The following is a 17,437-nucleotide window of genomic DNA, read 5'->3' on the forward strand; positions in this document are numbered from 1 at the left end:
CAGCGCTACCGCGGTCCCAGCATCGCCTGGGAAGCGGTGATCGCAGGCTCGATGATGCCGCGCACGTCGCGCCCGTCCTCGACGAACAGCGCCGTCAGCTCGCGCAGACCACCAAGCAGGATCAGCGCCAGGGGGCGGGTCACCGGCGGCAGTTCGGCCCGTGCGAACCCCGGGCTGTGACTCAGGTCGACGAGCATGTCGGTCAGGTTGTCCATCGCCAGCCGGTGCAGCGGCCGGGCGACCGCACCCAGGGCCGGTGCCTCGCGGATCCAGGTGAGGGTGATGGCGGGGCGCGCCGCGATGTGGTCGACGTAGGCGCTCACGGCGTTGCGGATCTGGTCTTGCCAGTCGCCGTCGGGGTCCACCGCCTCGCGGATGTTCGCGATGAGGTTGTCGTTGTTGCGCCGCAACAGCTCGATCAGACACTCCTCCTTGCTGGCGAACTGCTCGTAGAACGTGCGCTTGGAGGTGCGGGCGTGCCGGACGATATCGGCGACGGTGGTGACCCGGTAGCCGCGTTCGTTGATCGACGCGGACAGGCCGTCCAGGAGGCGGTCCTCGAACGGGTCGTCGGCGCCCGCGGCCGTCGCGCCGCTGTCCAGCGCTGTCGTCATCGGGCTCCTCCCCACACTTGCGTCCAACTGGTACCAAGCGGTACCGTACTACACACACTCACGGTACACCGTAGTACCAGGGATCCGGCTGGGGAGCGTCATGAGCGATGGGGCCACGCGCGAAGCGCAGGAGTCAACCGTCACCGAGGTCACGACGACACAGGGTCCGGCGCGGCCGGTCAGGCTGCCACCGCGGCCCAGGATCCCCAAGGCGCTGCTGGCCGTCGCCTTCTCCGTCTCGCGAAGGTGGACGGTCGCGCAGTTCGCACGCCGCTACGGGTCGGTGTTCACGCTGAACCTGCCGGTGTTCGGGCCGACCGTCGTGGTCGCCGAACCCCAGCTGGCCAAGCAGCTGTTCATGGCCAACACCGATGACGTCGGCAACATCCAGCCGAACCTGTCACGGGTGCTGGGACCCGGATCGGTGTTCGCGCTCGACAGCACCGAGCACCGCCGCAGGCGCCGGCTGCTGACGCCGCCGTTCCACGGCAAGAGCATCAAGAACTACGAAACCATCTTCGAAGAGGAAACGCTGCGCGAGATCGCGGACTGGCGACAGGGACAGGCGTTTCCGACGCTCGAACCGATGATGCGCATCACGCTCAATACGATCCTTCGCGCGGTGTTCGGAGCCGACGGCGAGCAACTCGACGAGCTGCGGCGCATCATCCCGCCGTGGGTGACGCTGGGGTCGCGGGTGGCCACGCTGCCGACGCCGTCACGGACCTACGGCCGCTACAGCCCATGGGGCCGGCTGGCCGAGTACCGCAGGCAGTACGACGCGGTCATCGACAGGCTCATCGACCGCGTGTCGGCCGATCCGGACTTCGAGAGCCGTGACGACGTGCTCGCGCTGCTGCTGCGCAGTACCTACGAAGACGGTACGGCCATGTCCCGCAACGACATCGGTGACGAGCTGCTGACCCTGCTTGCCGCGGGCCACGAGACCACCGGGTCCACCCTGGCGTGGGCCTTCGAACGCATCACCCGACACCCTCAGGTGCTGGCCAGGCTGGTCGACGAGGCAGCCGGCGACGACAATGAGTACCGCCAGGCCGTCATCAGTGAGGTGCAGCGCTCGCGCACCGTCATCGACTTCGCGGGTCGCCATGTCTATGCGCCGACGTTCGAGCTCGGCGACTGGGTGATCCCGCAGGGCTACTCCGTCCTGGCCAGCATCTCGCTGATGCACGACCGTACCGAGGAGTTCCCGCACCCAGACCGGTTCGACCCCGAGCGCTACCTCGGCACCAGACCGCCGACCTTCGCGTTCATTCCGTTCGGCGGTGGCACCCGGCGCTGCGTCGGCGCGGCGTTCGCCGGGGTCGAGATGGACATCGTGCTACGAACGGTGCTGCGGCACTTCGTGCTCCACACCACGACGGCGCCCGCGGAGAAGGTGCACTCCCGCGGCGTGGCCTACACCCCGAAGGGCGGCGGCCGCATGGTGGTGCACCGCCGCGACACCCCGTTGGCTTAGGAGGAAGCGATGACCGACGCCGCAGTCACCGAGCACGAGGCCCCGGCGACACCGGCCAAGATGCCACCGGCAGTGCCGTTGCCCAAGCCGGTTCAGCTGGTGCTGATGTCCGGCTTCCGCCGGTGGTTCCTGCGCACCGCGATGAAGCGGTACGGACAGGTCTTCGCGATCAACGTGCCGTTCTTCGGGCGCAGCGTGGTGGTCGCCGACCCGACGCTGCTGCGGCAGGTGTACCTCGCGAGCACCGACGATCTGATGAACGTGCAGCCGAACCTGAGCCGGATCTTCGGTCCCGGTTCGGTGTTCGCGCTCGACGGCGTCGAGCACCGCAAGCGGCGCAAGCTGCTAGCCCCGCCGTTCCACGGCCAGAGCATCAAGAACTACGAAAAGGTCATCGAGGAGGAGACGCTCCGCGAGATCGCCACCTGGCCCCACGGCACCGAGTTCGCGACGCTCGAGCCGATGAACCGGATCACGTTGAACGTCATCCTGCGCACCGTGTTCGGGGCCGACGGCGCCGAGCTCGACTATCTGCGCGAGATCATCCCGCCGTGGGCCAAGCTGGGCTCGCGGATGGCCACCCTGCCCGAGCCGTCGTTCTCCACCGGCCGCCGCAGCCCGTGGGGACGGCTGGCCGAGTTCCGCCGTAACTTCGACCGCACGGTGTTCACGCTGATCGACAAGGCCCAGGCCGATCCCGCGCTCGGCGAGCGCACCGACATCCTGGCGCTGCTCCTGGGCAGCACCTACGAGGACGGCACGCCGATGTCACGCCAGGACGTCTCCGACGAGTTGCTCACGCTGCTCGGCGCGGGCCACGAGACCACCGCCTCGACGCTGGGGTGGGCGTTCGAGCGTCTGCGCCGACATCCGGAGGTGCTGGCCAAGCTGGTCGAGGAGAACGACACCGGCGGCAACGAGTATCGCCGGGCGTTCATCGCCGAACTGCAGCGCAACCGGACGGTCATCGACTTCTCCGGTCGCCACGTCGCCGCCCCGCACTTCGATCTCGGACCGTGGCGGATCCCGCACGGCTACACCGTGATGGTGGCGCTGGCCAACATGCACGCCAACCCCGAGGTGTTTCCCGATCCCGAGCGTTTCGACCCGGACCGGTTCCTGGGCAAGCGGCCGCCGACGGCTTGGGTGCCGTTCGGTGGCGGCACGCGGCGCTGCATCGGCGCCGCGTTCGCCGAGGTCGAGATGGACGTCGTATTGCGAACGGTGTTGAGCCGGTTGACCGTCGACACCGACGACGCCCCGGACGAGAAGGTGCACTTCCGGGGCATCGCCTTCACTCCGAAGGACGGCGGCCGCGTCGTGGTGCGCCTCCGCCAGGCCGACCTCTAGGCCTGCTGGGTCTCGCGCTTCGGCAGCTTCCAGCCGGGCCGGGGGAAATGGCAGGTGTAGCCGCTGGGGAAGCGCTCCAGGTAGTCCTGGTGCTCGGGCTCGGCTTCCCAGAAGTCGCTCGCCGGTGTCAACTCCGTGACCACCTTGCCCGGCCACAGGCCCGAGGCGTCGACGTCGGCGATGGTGTCGAGGGCGACGCGCTTCTGCTCGTCGTCGAGATAGAAGATCGCCGACCGGTAGCTAGAGCCGACGTCGTTGCCCTGCCGGTTCTTCGTGGTCGGGTCGTGGATCTGGAAGAAGAACTCCAACAGCGCCCGGTAATCGGTCTGCGCGGGGTCGTAGACGATCTCGATGGCTTCCGCGTGGCCCGGGTGGTTGCGGTAGGTGGCGTTGGCGTTCTGGCCGCCGGTGTAGCCGACGCGCGTGGACACCACGCCGGGCTGCTTGCGGATCAGGTCCTGCATGCCCCAGAAGCAGCCGCCCGCCAGGATCGCCTTCTCGCTTGAACTCATGCCTGTGCCTCCTTGGTGAAGAGCGTCTTGTACTGGCCGTAGCCCTCGGCCTCGAGGTCGTCGAGGTGGATGAACCTCAGCGAAGCGGAGTTGATGCAGTAGCGCAACCCGCCACCGCGCACGTGCGGAGCAGTTCGGTCATCCGAGCGCGGGCCGTCGGTGAACACGTGGCCGAGGTGGCTGTCGCCGTGTGCCGAACGCACCTCGGTGCGGATCATCAGGTGCGAGAAGTCACGCTTCTGCACGACGTTGGTCGCCTCGATGGGTCGGGTGAAGCTCGGCCACCCAGTGCCGCTGTCGAACTTGTCGGTCGAGGCGAACAACGGCTCGCCGGAGACCACATCGACGTAGATGCCCGGCTCGTGGTTGTCCCAGTACTCGCCCGTGAAAGGGCGCTCGGTGCCGTTGCGCTGCGTCACGCGGTACTGCTCCGGCGACAGGGCGGCCACCGCAGCCGGGTTCTTGTTGTAGGTCTTGCTCATAGTGCCTGTATAACCGCCGGCGTAACGCTGGTGTTCCTGGCGCAGATTACGGATGTGTGATGCGCGCAATCGCCGCGGCGGCGGCTCTCGTGCTGGCCGGCGCACTTGCCCCGGTGGCGTCGGCGGAGACGGCCGTGCTGCGGGAGGTCGCGGGTGCGCCCGGCGATGGCAGGCAGTCGTTCACCGACAACCCGGCGATCGTCGACGCGCAACCGATGGCGGCCGAGTCGTTCACGCGAATCGACGACCGAAGGATCGCAGTCCACTTCACCACGGGAACGCCCGCCTGCTACGGCGTGCACGCCACCGTGCAGGAGACACCGCAGACCGTCACCGTCGAACTGCTCAGCGGCACGCTGCCCGAGGCGGTCGACCGGGCCTGCATCATGATCGCAGTGTTCGGCACCATCGACGTCGCGCTGCAGCACCCGCTGGGCGACCGCGCCGTCGTCAGCGTGTACTGACGCTCGACAAACATCAGTAGAACGTGTTCTAGTTCTGGATGTGACCGGCAGCACCTTCAGCCGCGACGAACTCGCCGCGGCGTTCGGGGACTTCGAGGCGACGGTGGACCGCGCGGCGCAGACCCGCGACTGGGATCCCTGGGTCGCGCAATACACCCCCGACGTCACCTACGTCGAGCACGCCGCGGGCACCATGCGCGGCCGCGAGGAGGTGCGCTCGTGGATCTGGAAGACGATGGAGACCTTCCCGGGCAGCTACATGACATGCTTCCCGTCGCTGTGGACGGTGGTCGACGAGCCGACCGGCCGGGTGCTGTGCGAACTCGACAACCCGATGCGCGATCCCGGCGACGGGACGATCATCAGCGCCACCAACATCTCGATCGTCACCTACGCCGGTGACGGGCTGTGGCGTCGTCAGGAGGACGTCTACAACCCGCTGCGGTTCGTGCGGGCCACCGTGAAGTGGTGCCGCAAGGCCGCCGAACTCGGCACGCTGCCGCCGGAGGCGCAAGCGTGGATGAAGCAGTTCGGAGGCGGCAAGTGAGCAAGCTGGTCATCGGCGCCAACGGGTTCCTCGGCTCGCATGTCACCCGACTGCTGGTGGGCGACGGGCACGAGGTGCGCGCGATGGTGCGGCCGAACGCCAACACCATCGGCATCGACGACCTCGCCGTCGAGCGTTTCCACGGCGACATCTGGGACGACGACACGCTGCGAGCCGCGATGTCGGGTGTCGACGACGTCTACTACTGCGTGGTCGACACCCGCGGATGGCTGCGCGACCCGGCGCCGCTGTTCCGCACCAACGTCGAGGGCACCCGCAATGTGCTCGAGGTCGCGAGCCGGGCGGAACTGCGGCGCTTCGTCTACACCAGCAGCTATGTCACCGTCGGTCGCAGGCGCGGCCACGTGGCGACCGAGCACGACGTGGTGTCCGAGCACGGGCTCACGCCGTACGTGCGATCCCGGGTGCAGGCCGAGAGCCTGGTCCTGCAATACGCCCGCGAACATGGTCTGCCCGCGGTCGCGATGTGCGTGTCGACCACCTACGGCAGCGGCGACTGGGGCCGCACTCCGCACGGCGCGGTCATCGCGGGTGCGGCGTTCGGCAAGATCCCCTTCGTGCTGGGTGGCATCGAACTCGAGGCGGTCGGTGTTGACGACGCGGCGCGGGCGCTGATCCTGGCGGCCGAGCACGGCCGCGTCGGTGACCGGTATCTGGTGTCGGAGAAGATGATCAGCAACGCCGACGTGATCACCATCGCCGCCGACGCCGCCGGTATGCCGCCACCGAGCAAGACGATTCCGCTGCCGGTGTCCTACGCGATGGCCGCCGTCGGCAGCATCAAGGCCAAGCTGCGGGGCACCGACGAGCGGCTGTCGCTGAACTCGCTTCGGCTGATGCGCGCCGAGGCGCCGGTGGACTGCGGCAAGGCCCGACGGGAACTGGGCTGGCAACCCCGGCCGGTCGAGGAGTCCATCCGCGAGGCGGCTCGCTTCTGGGCGGGTCTTCGCGACGCCCGTCTGCAACGAAACTGAACTTATGTTGCCGCGGAGACGAAATTTTGACGAAAAGCTACAGTTTCGGCGACATACGGGCTAGACGGCCTTCAGTTCGGCGATCACCTCGGCGTAGAGGCGGGCCTTGATCGCGCCGAACACCGCACCCGCCTTGCCGGCCAACTCCCCGGCGCGGGCGATCGCCGTTTCCAGCACGTCGCCCTCACCCGCGGTCGCCGCCACGATGCCCGCCGCCCGCGCGTCCTCACCGCCGTACCGGCGGGCCGTCGTCATGGCCTCGTGCGCGGTGGCGATGGGCAGCCGCGACCGGATCAGCGCGTTCATTCCCGCGGTGAAGGGGATGCCGAGGTCGACCTCCGGCAGGCAGAAGTAGCCGCGGTCACCGCGCATGACGATCTGGTCGTGCGCCAGCGCCAGCATCGCGCCCGCGGCGAAAGCGTGTCCCTGGACCGCTGCGACGATCGGCGCCGGGAACGCCAGCACACGTGCGAAAAGCCCATGTACCGAAGCAAGATTCGCTTCCGCGGCATCGGGGTTGGCGGCCATGAAATCCAGGTCCAGCCCGTTGGAATAGAACTTGCCGGCACCGGTGGTGACGACGGCGCGCGGCCCGTCGGCGGCTTCGACCTCGTCGAGCGCGGCGTTGACCGCGGTCAAACGGTCCGGATGGAAGCGGTTCTCGTCGTCGCCCAGGGTCAACACGAAGACGGCGCCGTGGCGCTGCAGGTCGGCCATCAGCCGATTACACCACTTCGCGAACCCTGCCAGAACTCGGGCGGTGGTCTGCCAGCGCGCGCTCAACGCGGCTCGTGCCTCGCCGCTTGATCGTCGTCCGACTAGACCTGACTGTCGAACTCCTCAACGCGGCTCGTGCCTCGCCGCTTGATCGTCGTCCGACTAGACCTGACTGTCGAACTCCTCAACGCGGCTCGTGCCTCGCCGCTTGATCGTCGTCCGACTAGACCTGACTGCCGGCTTCGGCCTTCTCCTTCAGCCGCTGCAGCGTCCGGCGGATGTGTTCGCTGTTGGCGCTCGCGCGGTCCTTCACGCCGGTGGCCCAGCCCGCGGGCACCCGGAACCAACCCGGCCGCCGGTCCCATGTGCTCTCGGTGACCCGGCATCCTCCGTCGCCGGTCGCGGTGATGGCGTAGCGCCAGTGCGCGACCGGAATGACTCCACTGCGCACGTCGAACGCGAACACCCGACCCGGATCGGCCTCGGTGACGGTGCACATGGTGTTCCAGGTCCGCGACCCGTTGCGATTGTGGCCCCTGAACACCGCGCCCGGTCGGGCGGCGTCGCCTTTGCGCCATTGCATGGCGTCGGCCTCCTCGGCCAGCGATGCCAGCGTGGGCAGATCGGTGATCAGGCGGTACACCGCGTCGGGGTCGGCGTCGATGGTGATGTCCAACTGCGCGGAAGCTGGTCCGGAACGGCTCATGGGCCGATCGTAGGTCGCTGGTCGGGAAGAATGAAGGCTCTGGACATGTTGGTCGAAGCAGACCCACCGGCGTCAGGAGAGCGATGATGGCCAACCGACCCGTGCTCGAGCCCACCGCCGCGCACCCCATCACCGTGGAGTCGACGGGCAGACATGTCACCGTCCTGGTCAACGGTGAACGCATCGCCGAGACCGACGACGCGCTGACGCTGCAGGAGTCCACTTACCCAGCGGTGCAGTACATCCCGTTGACCGACGTGGCGACCGAGCGGCTACGGCCCAGCGATACGCAGACGTACTGCCCCTTCAAGGGCGACGCCGGGTACTACGACGTCGTCACCGCCGACGGGGAGAGCGTCGTCGAAGACGCGGTCTGGACATACGAGAAGCCGTATCCCGCGGTGAGCCGGATCGCCGGCCACGTCGCTTTCTATCCCGACAAGGCCGACATCAGCGTCACTTAGCCTGAAGCGGTGCACGCAACGGTCAGCATCGCCTTCGGCGGGCCGGTGAGCCCGGCGCTGACATTGGCGCCGCTGCGGCGCGGCCGTCGGGATCCGTGTTTTTACGACGCACCCGACGGTGCGATCTGGCGCACCAGCCTGATGCGCAGCGGGCCGGTCACCGCGCGGATCACACAGTCCGCTGACACCGTCGATTGCGAGGCGTGGGGAAGCGGGGCAACGGAATTCGCCGAGGCGTTGCCCGCGATGATCGGTGCGTTCGACGACAGCACCGGATTCGAACCCGAGGAGCCGACGATCGCGACCGCGCACCGGCGCGTGCGTCACCTGCGGCTGGGGCGGACCGACCGCGTGCTCGAGTCGCTCGTGCCTGCGGTGCTCGAACAACGTGTGTACGGCAAGGACGCCCGTCGCGCGTGGTTCCTGCTCGTCACCAAGTACGGTGCACCCGCCCCTGGTCCGGTGCCCGCCCACATGCGCGTCCCGCCGTCCGGTGAGGTGTGGCGGCGCATCCCGTCGTGGGAGTTCCACCTGGCCAACGTCGACCCCGGCCGGGCCCGCACGGTGGTGATGTGTGCGCAGCGCGCCGACTCGCTGGAGCGGCTGGGCGCCCGGTCGCCTGCAGCCGCCCGCGCCGCGATGACGTCGTTGCCGGGGGTCGGTGAGTGGACGGCAGCCGAGACCGCCCAGCGGGCATGGGGTGACGCCGACGCGTTGTCGGTCGGCGACTACCACCTGGCCAAGATGGTCGGCTGGAGTCTGCTCGGACATCCGATCGACGATCCGGCGATGGTGCAGCTCCTCGAACCGCTGCGCCCGCACCGGCACCGCGCGGTCCGGTTGCTTGAGGTCAGCGGACTCGCCGTACTGCCGCGTTTCGGCGCGCGCCAGGCGATTCCCGATCTGTCCGATTTGTGACGTGCGCGGCGTCGTGGTTACCCATACTTTCGAGGGGGTAGCCGGACGAGCGTCACCATGATATTCAAAGCGAACGTGAGGCCACCGTGACCCTCGGCGTCAATCGGGACCACAGCGTCACGTTCGGCATTGTGTGCAAAGGAGCTTTTGATGTCTGAGTTCACCGTTCCGGGAATGACCGACAAGCAGTCCGCACAGGTCGCCGAGATCCTGCAGAAGCAGCTGAGCCGGTACAACGACCTGCACCTGACCCTCAAGCACGTGCACTGGAATGTCGTCGGCCCGAACTTCATCGGCGTGCACGAGATGATCGATCCTCAGGTCGATCTGGTGCGCGGCTACGCCGACGAGGTCGCCGAGCGCATCGCCACGCTGGGCTTCTCGCCGAAGGGCACGCCGGGCGCGATCCAGTCCGACCGGACGTGGGACGACTACTCGCTCGAGCGCGACACCGTGCAGGCGCACCTGTCTGCGCTGGATCTCGTCTACGACGGCGTCGTCGAGGACACCCGCAAGAACATCCAGGAAACCGAAGAGCTCGACCCGGTGACGCAGGACATGCTGATCAGCCATGCCGGGGAGCTCGAGAAGTTCCAGTGGTTCGTTCGGGCGCACCTCGAGAACGCGGGCGGAAAGTTGAAGCATTCCGGGGCGAAGACCGAGAAGGACGCCGCAGACAAGGCCAGGTAGTACGCATCAGCGATAGGCGGTCAGCCGCGCGATGATGGCGACCTCGCCACGGGGCCCGACGGCCTGGGCCTCGCCGACGCCCGTGCTGCGGCCGACACGCGACGCGGTGCCGACGTAGCGGGATTCGGCCCCGCTGTGAAACGGGCGCAGGAAGTTGACGCGCAGCGACGAGGTCCGCAGCGGCTGCTCGGCCCGGCCGGCGTTTACCGCGGCCGAGGCGACGAGTTCGAGCGCCGTCGCCGACACGCCGCCGTGCACGATCCCGACGCTGTTGTTGAGCACCGGATCGTCGTCCTGGACGAGTGCCGCGCCGCAACCCCCGCTCTCGGCGACGCGCACGGCCATCCGGTCGCTCAGCGTTCCGGCCGGCAGCGGGCCGGTGGGACCCTCGGGAAACGGCGCGAGATGACCGGGTGTGCGGATGTAGAACGACCGCACTGTCGCGCTGGCCAGCAGGGTCTGCCGGTGGCTGAACTCGCACAGGGCCAACGCGACGTCGCGCTTCTTGCCGAAGGGTCGCGCCCGCGCCACCACCGGCATGTCGGGGGCCGTCGCAACGACGTCGGCCGCGTCTGGGTCCAATTCGAGCGACAACTCGCTGGTGACCGTCCATTCGTCGGGCTCGCGGCGGTGGTGGTTGACCAGGCCGCCGGCATGGTCGGCGAGCATCGCCAACGGTGCGACGGTCGGGGCGCCCGTCAGCGGATTGGTCATCTCGCCGACGGGGATGGAGGCGACGCACCCGTGCGGTCCGTCGTCGGACGTCACGATGCCGAATCGGCCGAGTGGGGTGTTCAAGGGATGGGACATCGCCCTACAGCGTGACCGCAGGACTACCGGACGTATACGGGCGGGGGTAAATGACGAGGCTTGGAGGCAACCATGGGGTGCGGGAAGTTAAGAATCTGACCAAGGTTTGCTGCAAACCCTCGACGCGGACAAATCCCCGCTCCGCGGGCTGACTACTCATACACAGCAAACGTCCGATTGCGCAACTGCGCCGGGGTGATCCTGGCCACTACGCCTCGGCGTCGTCATCCATGGGCCCAAAAATGCGGCGTCTCAGCCATTTTCGCTGATCGGCAGAGGTTTTCGGCCAGCTGCGGGCCGCGCGGGCGGGCATCCGGTTAGGTTTCACTAAGTTGGCAAGTCACCCAGTGTTTGTCATATCGTTTTCTTTACTTGAGGCGAGTGGAAAAGGCCGGCGTTCGATGCTGCACGAAGGCACCTCTCCATAGCCGGGCCGGCGGACTGCCGCTGTCGACGGCTGGCAGGTGAAGCTTCGTAAGACTTGCGGAAAAGGGTAGGTGGGAATGGCGCCCCAGAATCACGGGCTGTCTTGCTCCTCGCGTGCGCAGGGGCTGTACAACCCCGCGTTCGAGCATGACGCGTGTGGCGTGGCCATGGTGGCCGACATGCACGGCCGTCGCAGCCGCGACATCGTGGACAAGGCCATCACCGCCCTGGTCAACCTCGAACACCGCGGCGCCCAGGGCGCGGAGCCGAACACCGGTGACGGCGCAGGCATCCTGATCCAGGTCCCCGACGAGTTCCTGCGGGCCGTGGTGGACTTCGAACTGCCCGAGCCGGGCAGCTATGCCACGGGCATCGCGTTCCTGCCGCAGTCGTCCAAGGACGCGGCCACCGCGTGCGAGGCAGTCGAGAAGATCGCAGAGGCCGAGGGCCTGCATGCGCTGGGCTGGCGCGATGTGCCCACCGACGAGTCGTCGCTGGGCGCGTTGGCCCGCGACGCGATGCCGACCTTCCGTCAACTCTTCCTCGCCGGCGCGTCCGGCATGGACCTCGAGCGTCGCGCCTACGTGGTGCGCAAGCGGGCCGAACACGAGCTCGGCACCAAGGGGCCGGGCCAGGACGGGCCAGGCCGCGAAACCGTCTACTTCCCAAGTCTTTCCGGTCAGACGTTCGTCTACAAGGGCATGCTGACCACGCCTCAGCTCAAGGCGTTCTACCTGGACCTGCAGGACGACCGGCTGACCAGCGCGCTCGGCATCGTGCATTCGCGGTTCTCGACCAACACCTTCCCCTCATGGCCGCTCGCGCACCCGTTCCGGCGCATCGCCCACAACGGCGAGATCAACACCGTCACCGGCAACGAGAACTGGATGCGGGCGCGCGAGGCGCTGATCAACACCGACGTCTTCGGTGGTCAGGATCTGGACAAGATCACCCCGGTCTGTACTCCTGGCGCATCGGACACCGCCCGCTTCGACGAGGTTCTCGAACTGCTGCACCTCGGCGGGCGCAGCCTGCCGCATGCGGTGCTGATGATGATTCCCGAGGCCTGGGAGCGCAACGAAAGTATGGACGCGCGTCGCAGGGCTTTTTATCAGTATCACGCCTCTTTGATGGAGCCGTGGGACGGCCCGGCGTCGATGACGTTCACCGACGGCACCGTGATCGGCGCCGTGCTGGACCGCAACGGCCTCCGACCGTCGCGGATCTGGGTCACCGCTGACGGCCTCGTCGTGATGGCGTCGGAGGCCGGTGTGCTCGACCTCGACCCGTCGACCGTGGTGAAGAGGATGCGACTGCAGCCGGGCCGGATGTTCCTGGTCGACACCTCGAAGGGCCGCATCGTCGAGGACGAGGAGATCAAGGCCGAGCTGGCCGCCGAGCATCCGTACCAGGAGTGGCTGGACGCCGGTCTGTTCGACCTCGATGAGCTGCCGCCAGGCGACTACGTGCGCATGCCGCACCACCGGGTGGTGCTGCGTCAGCAGCTGTTCGGCTACACCTACGAGGAGCTCAACCTGCTGGTTGCACCGATGGCGCGTACCGGTGCCGAACCCATCGGGTCGATGGGCACCGACACCCCGATCGCGGTGCTGTCGGCGCGGCCGCGGATGCTCTACGATTACTTCCAGCAGCTGTTCGCCCAGGTGACCAACCCGCCCCTGGACGCCATCCGCGAAGAGGTGGTGACCAGCCTGCAGGGCACCGTCGGCCCGGAGGGCGACCTGCTGAACCCGACACCGGAATCGTGCAGGCAGATCGGGCTGCGGCAGCCGATCCTGCGCAACGCCGAGCTGTCCAAGCTCATCTGCGTGGATCCCGACCACGAGATCCGCGGCCACAAGCACGAGATGCGCGCTGCGGTGATCCGGTGCCTGTACCCGGTAAACCGCGGCGGGCAGGGGCTAAAGGAAGCGCTCGACAACGTGCGGGCGAAGGTGTCGACCGCGATCCGCGACGGCGCCCGCATCATCGTGCTGTCCGACCGTGAGTCCAACGAGCAGATGGCACCGATCCCGTCGCTGCTGTCGGTCTCCGCGGTGCACCACCATCTGGTTCGCGAACGGACCCGCACCAAGGTCGGGCTGGTCGTCGAGGCCGGCGACGCCCGCGAGGTGCACCACATGGCGTGTCTCGTCGGCTTCGGCGCGGCGGCCATCAACCCCTACATGGCGTTCGAGTCGATCGAGGACATGGTCGACCGCGGTGTGATCACCGGCATCAGCAGCGATGCGGCCAAGGCCAACTACGTCAAGGCCGCGGGCAAGGGTGTGCTGAAGGTGATGTCCAAGATGGGCATCTCGACGTTGGCGTCCTACACCGGCGCGCACTTGTTCCAGGCCATCGGCGTCAGCCAGCAGGTGCTCGACGAGTACTTCACCGGGTTGACGTGCCCGGTCGGCGGCATCGAGCTCGAGGACATCGCCGACGACGTCACCACCCGCCATTCGCTGGCGTACCTGGACCGTCCCGACGAGTGGGCGCACCGCGAGCTCGAGGTGGGCGGGGAGTACCAGTGGCGCCGCGAAGGCGAGTACCACCTGTTCAACCCGGACACGGTGTTCAAGCTGCAGCACTCCACCCGCACCGGCCAGTACGAGGTGTTCAAGGAGTACACCAAGCTCGTCGACGATCAGAGCGAGCGGATCGCCTCGCTGCGCGGGCTGTTGAAGCTGCGCGAGGGGATGCGTCCCCCGGTGCCGCTCGACGAGGTGGAGCCGGCAAGCGAGATCGTCAAGCGGTTCTCCACGGGTGCGATGAGCTACGGCTCGATCTCCGCCGAGGCGCACGAGACCCTGGCCATTGCGATGAACCGCCTTGGCGGACGGTCGAACTCCGGCGAGGGCGGCGAGGACGTCAAGCGTTTCGACCGCGACGAGAACGGCGACTGGCGACGTAGCGCGATCAAGCAGGTGGCGTCCGGCCGGTTCGGCGTGACCAGCCACTACCTGAGCAACTGCACCGACATCCAGATCAAGATGGCGCAGGGCGCGAAACCCGGTGAGGGCGGGCAGCTTCCGGGCAATAAGGTCTATCCGTGGGTGGCCGAGGTGCGGCACTCCACTCCTGGCGTCGGTCTGATCTCGCCGCCCCCGCACCACGACATCTACTCGATCGAGGATCTCGCGCAGCTGATCCACGACTTGAAGAACTCCAATCCGCAGGCCCGGGTGCACGTCAAGCTGGTCTCCGAGAACGGCGTGGGAACGGTGGCCGCGGGTGTGTCGAAGGCGCACGCCGACGTGGTGCTGATCTCCGGGCACGACGGCGGCACCGGGGCCACCCCGCTGACCTCGATGAAACATGCGGGCGCGCCGTGGGAACTCGGCCTGGCCGAAACCCAGCAGACACTGCTGCTCAACGGTCTGCGCGACCGGATCGTGGTGCAGGTCGACGGTCAGCTCAAGACCGGCCGCGACGTCGTCATCGCCGCACTGCTTGGCGCCGAGGAGTTCGGCTTCGCCACCGCACCGCTGGTGGTCTCGGGCTGCATCATGATGCGCGTCTGCCACCTCGACACCTGCCCGGTCGGAGTGGCCACCCAGAATCCGTTGCTGCGAAAGCGCTTCACCGGCAAGCCCGAGTTCGTCGAGAACTTCTTCATGTTCATCGCCGAAGAGGTCCGGGAGATGATGGCGCAGTTGGGCTTCCGTACCGTCAACGAGATGGTCGGCCAGGTCGGCTCGCTGGACACCACCAAGGCCGCCGAGCACTGGAAGGCCTACAAGCTCGACTTGGCGCCGGTGTTGCACGAGCCGGAGTCGGCGTTCATGAACCAGGACCTGTACTGCAGTTCGCGTCAGGACCACGGCCTGGACAAGGCGCTCGATCAGCAGTTGATCGTGATGTGCCGCGAGGCGCTGGATTCAGGCTCTCCCGTGCGTTTCTCGACGACCATCGCCAACGTCAACCGCACTGTCGGGACCATGCTGGGCCACGAGGTCACCAAAGCCTATGGCGGACAGGGGCTTCCGGACGGCACCATCGACATCACCTTCGACGGATCGGCGGGCAACAGCTTCGGTGCGTTTTTACCCAAGGGCATCACGCTGCGGGTGTACGGCGACGCCAACGACTACGTGGGCAAGGGACTGTCGGGCGGGCGCATCGTCGTGCGCCCCTCGGACGACGCCCCGGCCGACTACGTCGCCGAGGACAACATCATCGCGGGCAACGTCATCCTGTTCGGCGCCACCAGCGGCCAGGCCTTCATCCGTGGCCAGGTCGGCGAGCGGTTCGCCGTGCGCAACTCGGGTGCGCACGCGGTGGTCGAAGGGGTCGGCGACCACGGTTGCGAGTACATGACCGGCGGCAAGATCGCCATTCTCGGACCCACGGGCCGCAACTTCGCCGCAGGCATGTCCGGCGGGATCAGCTACGTGTACGACCCGAACGGTGAGTTGCCTGCCAACCTCAACGCCGAGATGGTGGAACTGGAAGGACTCGACGACGAGGACGTCTCGTGGCTGCGGGAGATGGTGCAAGCCCATGTCGACGCCACGGACTCCGCTGTCGGAGCACGCATCCTCGATGACTGGGACAACAACGTGAAGCACTTCACCAAGGTGATGCCCCGCGACTTCAAGCGGGTGCTGGCAGCGATCGCCGAGGCCGAACAGCGCGGCCTCGACGAGGATGGCATAGACGAAGCGATCATGGCGGCCGCCGGTGCCTGATCCCCGCGGCTTCCTCAAGTACACTCATCGCGAGACCCCGCAGCGGCGGCCGGTCCCGCTGCGCCTGCGTGACTGGAAAGAGGTCTACGAGGACTTCCCCGAGGACACGCTGCGGGAGCAGGCGACCCGCTGCATGGACTGTGGAATCCCGTTCTGCCACAACGGGTGTCCACTGGGCAACCTGATCCCCGAGTGGAACGACCAGGTCCGCAGCGGCCGGTGGCACGACGCGATCGAGCGTCTGCACGCCACCAACAACTTCCCGGAGTTCACGGGCCGGCTGTGCCCGGCGCCCTGCGAAGGCTCGTGTGTGCTGGGCATAAACCAGGACCCCGTCACCATCAAGCAGATCGAGGTCGAGATCATCGACCGAGCCTTCGACGAGGGCTGGGTGGTGCCGCTGCCGCCGGACGTCAAGACCGGCAAGAAGGTGGCCGTCATCGGCTCCGGGCCGGCCGGGCTGGCCGCCGCACAGCAACTCACCCGCGCCGGGCACGAGGTGACCGTGTTCGAGCGCGACGACCGCATCGGCGGGCTGCTGCGCTACGGCATCCCCGAGTTCAAGATGGAGAAGCGCCACATCGACCGTCGTCTCGAGCAGATGGCGGCCGAGGGCACCGAGTTCTGCACCGGTGTCAACGTCGGGGTCGACATCACCGCACAGCAGCTGCGCTCCGACTTCGACGCGGTGGTCCTGGCCGGCGGCGCGACCGAGGCGCGCGATCTACCGATCCCGGGCCGCGAACTCGACGGCATCCACCAGGCGATGGAGTACCTGCCGTGGGCCAACCGGGTGCAACTCGGTGATCCGGTAACCGACGAGAACGGCCTGCCGCCCATCCACGCCAAGGGCAAGAAGGTCATCATCATCGGCGGTGGCGATACCGGGGCGGACTGCCTGGGTACGGTGCATCGTCAGGGCTGCGAGAGCGTGCACCAGTTCGAGATCATGCCGCGCCCACCGGAGACGCGCGCCGACTCGACGCCGTGGCCGGTCTACCCGCTGATGTACCGGGTCTCCTCAGCGCACGAGGAGGGCGGCGAACGGGTCTACTCGGTCAACACCGAGGAGTTCGTCGGCACCGACGGCCGGGTGACCGGTCTGCGCGGCTACGAGGTCGAGATGAAGGCGGGCAAGTTCGAGAAGGTCGAGGGCACCGACTTCCAGATGGAAGCCGACCTGGTGCTGCTCGCCATGGGCTTCACCGGTCCGGAACGTGAGGGCCTGCTGACCGATCTGCGCGTCGAGATCACCGAGCGCGGCAACGTCGCCCGCAACTCCGACTTCGCCTCGTCGGTGCCGGGCGTCTTCGTGGCCGGCGACATGGGCCGCGGACAGTCGCTGATCGTGTGGGCGATCGCCGAGGGCCGCGCCGCCGCCGCGGGTGTCGACCGCTACCTGATGGGCCATTCCGCCCTTCCGGCGCCGATCAAGCCGACCGCGGTCCCGCAGCGGTAGGCGCCCCCTCGCACCCGGAGGGAAAGCGCGCGACACGCCGCGCAATGACACCCTTTCGCCGCTGACCGCGGGACAGTAGTGCCGATGACGATCGGCCGCTACCGGAGTT

16 protein-coding genes are annotated in these 17,437 nt (G+C 67.7%); 10 read left to right on the forward strand and 6 right to left on the reverse strand.

What is annotated here, in order from left to right; all coding sequences use genetic code 11:
* Positions 1-5: 5 nt before the first annotated feature.
* Positions 6-614 (reverse strand): TetR/AcrR family transcriptional regulator, encoded by a 609-nt coding sequence (locus tag K3G64_RS09885; RefSeq protein ID WP_238949499.1) that lies wholly within the window; start codon positions 612-614, stop codon positions 6-8.
* 100 nt (positions 615-714) lie between these two features.
* On the opposite strand from K3G64_RS09885, the gene K3G64_RS09890 reads away from it, so the two are divergent.
* Together K3G64_RS09890 and K3G64_RS09895 are read left to right on the forward strand one after the other, a co-directional pair.
* Positions 715-2,094 (forward strand): cytochrome P450, encoded by a 1,380-nt coding sequence (locus K3G64_RS09890; RefSeq protein ID WP_238949500.1) that lies wholly within the window; start codon positions 715-717, stop codon positions 2,092-2,094.
* A 9-nt stretch (positions 2,095-2,103) separates the two neighbouring features.
* On the forward strand, positions 2,104-3,444 hold the full coding sequence (locus K3G64_RS09895; protein ID WP_238949501.1) for a cytochrome P450: 1,341 nt from the start codon (positions 2,104-2,106) through the stop codon (positions 3,442-3,444).
* Here the strand turns inward: K3G64_RS09895 and msrA are convergent.
* A complete protein-coding gene (gene msrA, locus K3G64_RS09900; protein WP_238949504.1) occupies positions 3,441-3,956 on the reverse strand; it encodes a peptide-methionine (S)-S-oxide reductase MsrA in 516 nt (171 codons plus the stop codon). The genes K3G64_RS09895 and msrA overlap by 4 nt on opposite strands.
* Positions 3,953-4,438, reverse strand: coding sequence for a peptide-methionine (R)-S-oxide reductase MsrB (gene msrB / locus K3G64_RS09905; RefSeq protein WP_238949505.1), 486 nt, complete (start codon positions 4,436-4,438; stop codon positions 3,953-3,955). The genes msrA and msrB overlap by 4 nt, the downstream gene beginning before the upstream one ends.
* Positions 4,439-4,497: 59 nt before the next feature.
* On the opposite strand from msrB, the gene K3G64_RS09910 reads away from it, so the two are divergent.
* The 3 genes from K3G64_RS09910 to K3G64_RS09920 are packed head-to-tail and all read left to right on the forward strand — an operon-like array spanning position 4,498 to position 6,444.
* Complete coding sequence (locus tag K3G64_RS09910) at positions 4,498-4,902, forward strand: hypothetical protein (protein ID WP_238949507.1); 405 nt, start codon at positions 4,498-4,500, stop codon at positions 4,900-4,902.
* Positions 4,903-4,942: 40 nt separating this feature from the next.
* Positions 4,943-5,449, forward strand: coding sequence for a nuclear transport factor 2 family protein (locus tag K3G64_RS09915; RefSeq protein ID WP_238949508.1), 507 nt, complete (start codon positions 4,943-4,945; stop codon positions 5,447-5,449).
* Positions 5,446-6,444, forward strand: a complete 999-nt coding sequence (locus K3G64_RS09920; RefSeq protein WP_238949510.1) for an NAD-dependent epimerase/dehydratase family protein — start codon at positions 5,446-5,448, stop codon at positions 6,442-6,444. The genes K3G64_RS09915 and K3G64_RS09920 overlap by 4 nt, the downstream gene beginning before the upstream one ends.
* Before the next feature lie 60 nt (positions 6,445-6,504).
* Here the strand turns inward: K3G64_RS09920 and K3G64_RS09925 are convergent, their stop codons facing one another.
* Entirely contained in the window at positions 6,505-7,161 is a 657-nt protein-coding gene (locus K3G64_RS09925; protein WP_238949512.1) for an enoyl-CoA hydratase-related protein, read from the reverse strand.
* A gap of 223 nt (positions 7,162-7,384) precedes the next feature.
* Positions 7,385-7,867 (reverse strand): SRPBCC family protein, encoded by a 483-nt coding sequence (locus K3G64_RS09930; protein ID WP_238949514.1) that lies wholly within the window; start codon positions 7,865-7,867, stop codon positions 7,385-7,387.
* An 86-nt stretch (positions 7,868-7,953) separates the two neighbouring features.
* On the opposite strand from K3G64_RS09930, the gene K3G64_RS09935 reads away from it, so the two are divergent.
* The 3 genes from K3G64_RS09935 (at position 7,954) to K3G64_RS09945 (ending at position 9,939) form a co-directional block, all read left to right on the forward strand.
* A complete protein-coding gene (locus K3G64_RS09935) occupies positions 7,954-8,331 on the forward strand; it encodes a DUF427 domain-containing protein (protein ID WP_238949516.1) in 378 nt (125 codons plus the stop codon).
* A gap of 9 nt (positions 8,332-8,340) precedes the next feature.
* On the forward strand, positions 8,341-9,249 hold the full coding sequence (locus K3G64_RS09940; protein WP_238949518.1) for a DNA-3-methyladenine glycosylase family protein: 909 nt from the start codon (positions 8,341-8,343) through the stop codon (positions 9,247-9,249).
* Positions 9,250-9,399: 150 nt separating this feature from the next.
* Positions 9,400-9,939, forward strand: coding sequence for a Dps family protein (locus K3G64_RS09945; protein WP_238949523.1), 540 nt, complete (start codon positions 9,400-9,402; stop codon positions 9,937-9,939).
* Between the two features lie 6 nt (positions 9,940-9,945).
* On the opposite strand, the gene K3G64_RS09950 is transcribed toward K3G64_RS09945, so the two are convergent.
* Positions 9,946-10,749, reverse strand: a complete 804-nt coding sequence (locus K3G64_RS09950) for a PaaI family thioesterase (protein ID WP_238949524.1) — start codon at positions 10,747-10,749, stop codon at positions 9,946-9,948.
* Between the two features lie 503 nt (positions 10,750-11,252).
* Between K3G64_RS09950 and gltB the strand changes: the two genes are divergently transcribed.
* A complete protein-coding gene (gltB, locus tag K3G64_RS09955) occupies positions 11,253-15,869 on the forward strand; it encodes a glutamate synthase large subunit (protein ID WP_238949525.1) in 4,617 nt (1,538 codons plus the stop codon).
* A complete protein-coding gene (locus tag K3G64_RS09960; RefSeq protein WP_238949526.1) occupies positions 15,862-17,328 on the forward strand; it encodes a glutamate synthase subunit beta in 1,467 nt (488 codons plus the stop codon). Before gltB ends, K3G64_RS09960 begins: the two co-directional genes overlap by 8 nt.
* The last annotated feature ends 109 nt before the right edge of the window (positions 17,329-17,437 follow it).

The organism is Mycobacterium sp. IDR2000157661 (genome assembly GCF_022317005.1).
Taxonomy (GTDB): Bacteria; Actinomycetota; Actinomycetes; order Mycobacteriales; family Mycobacteriaceae; genus Mycobacterium.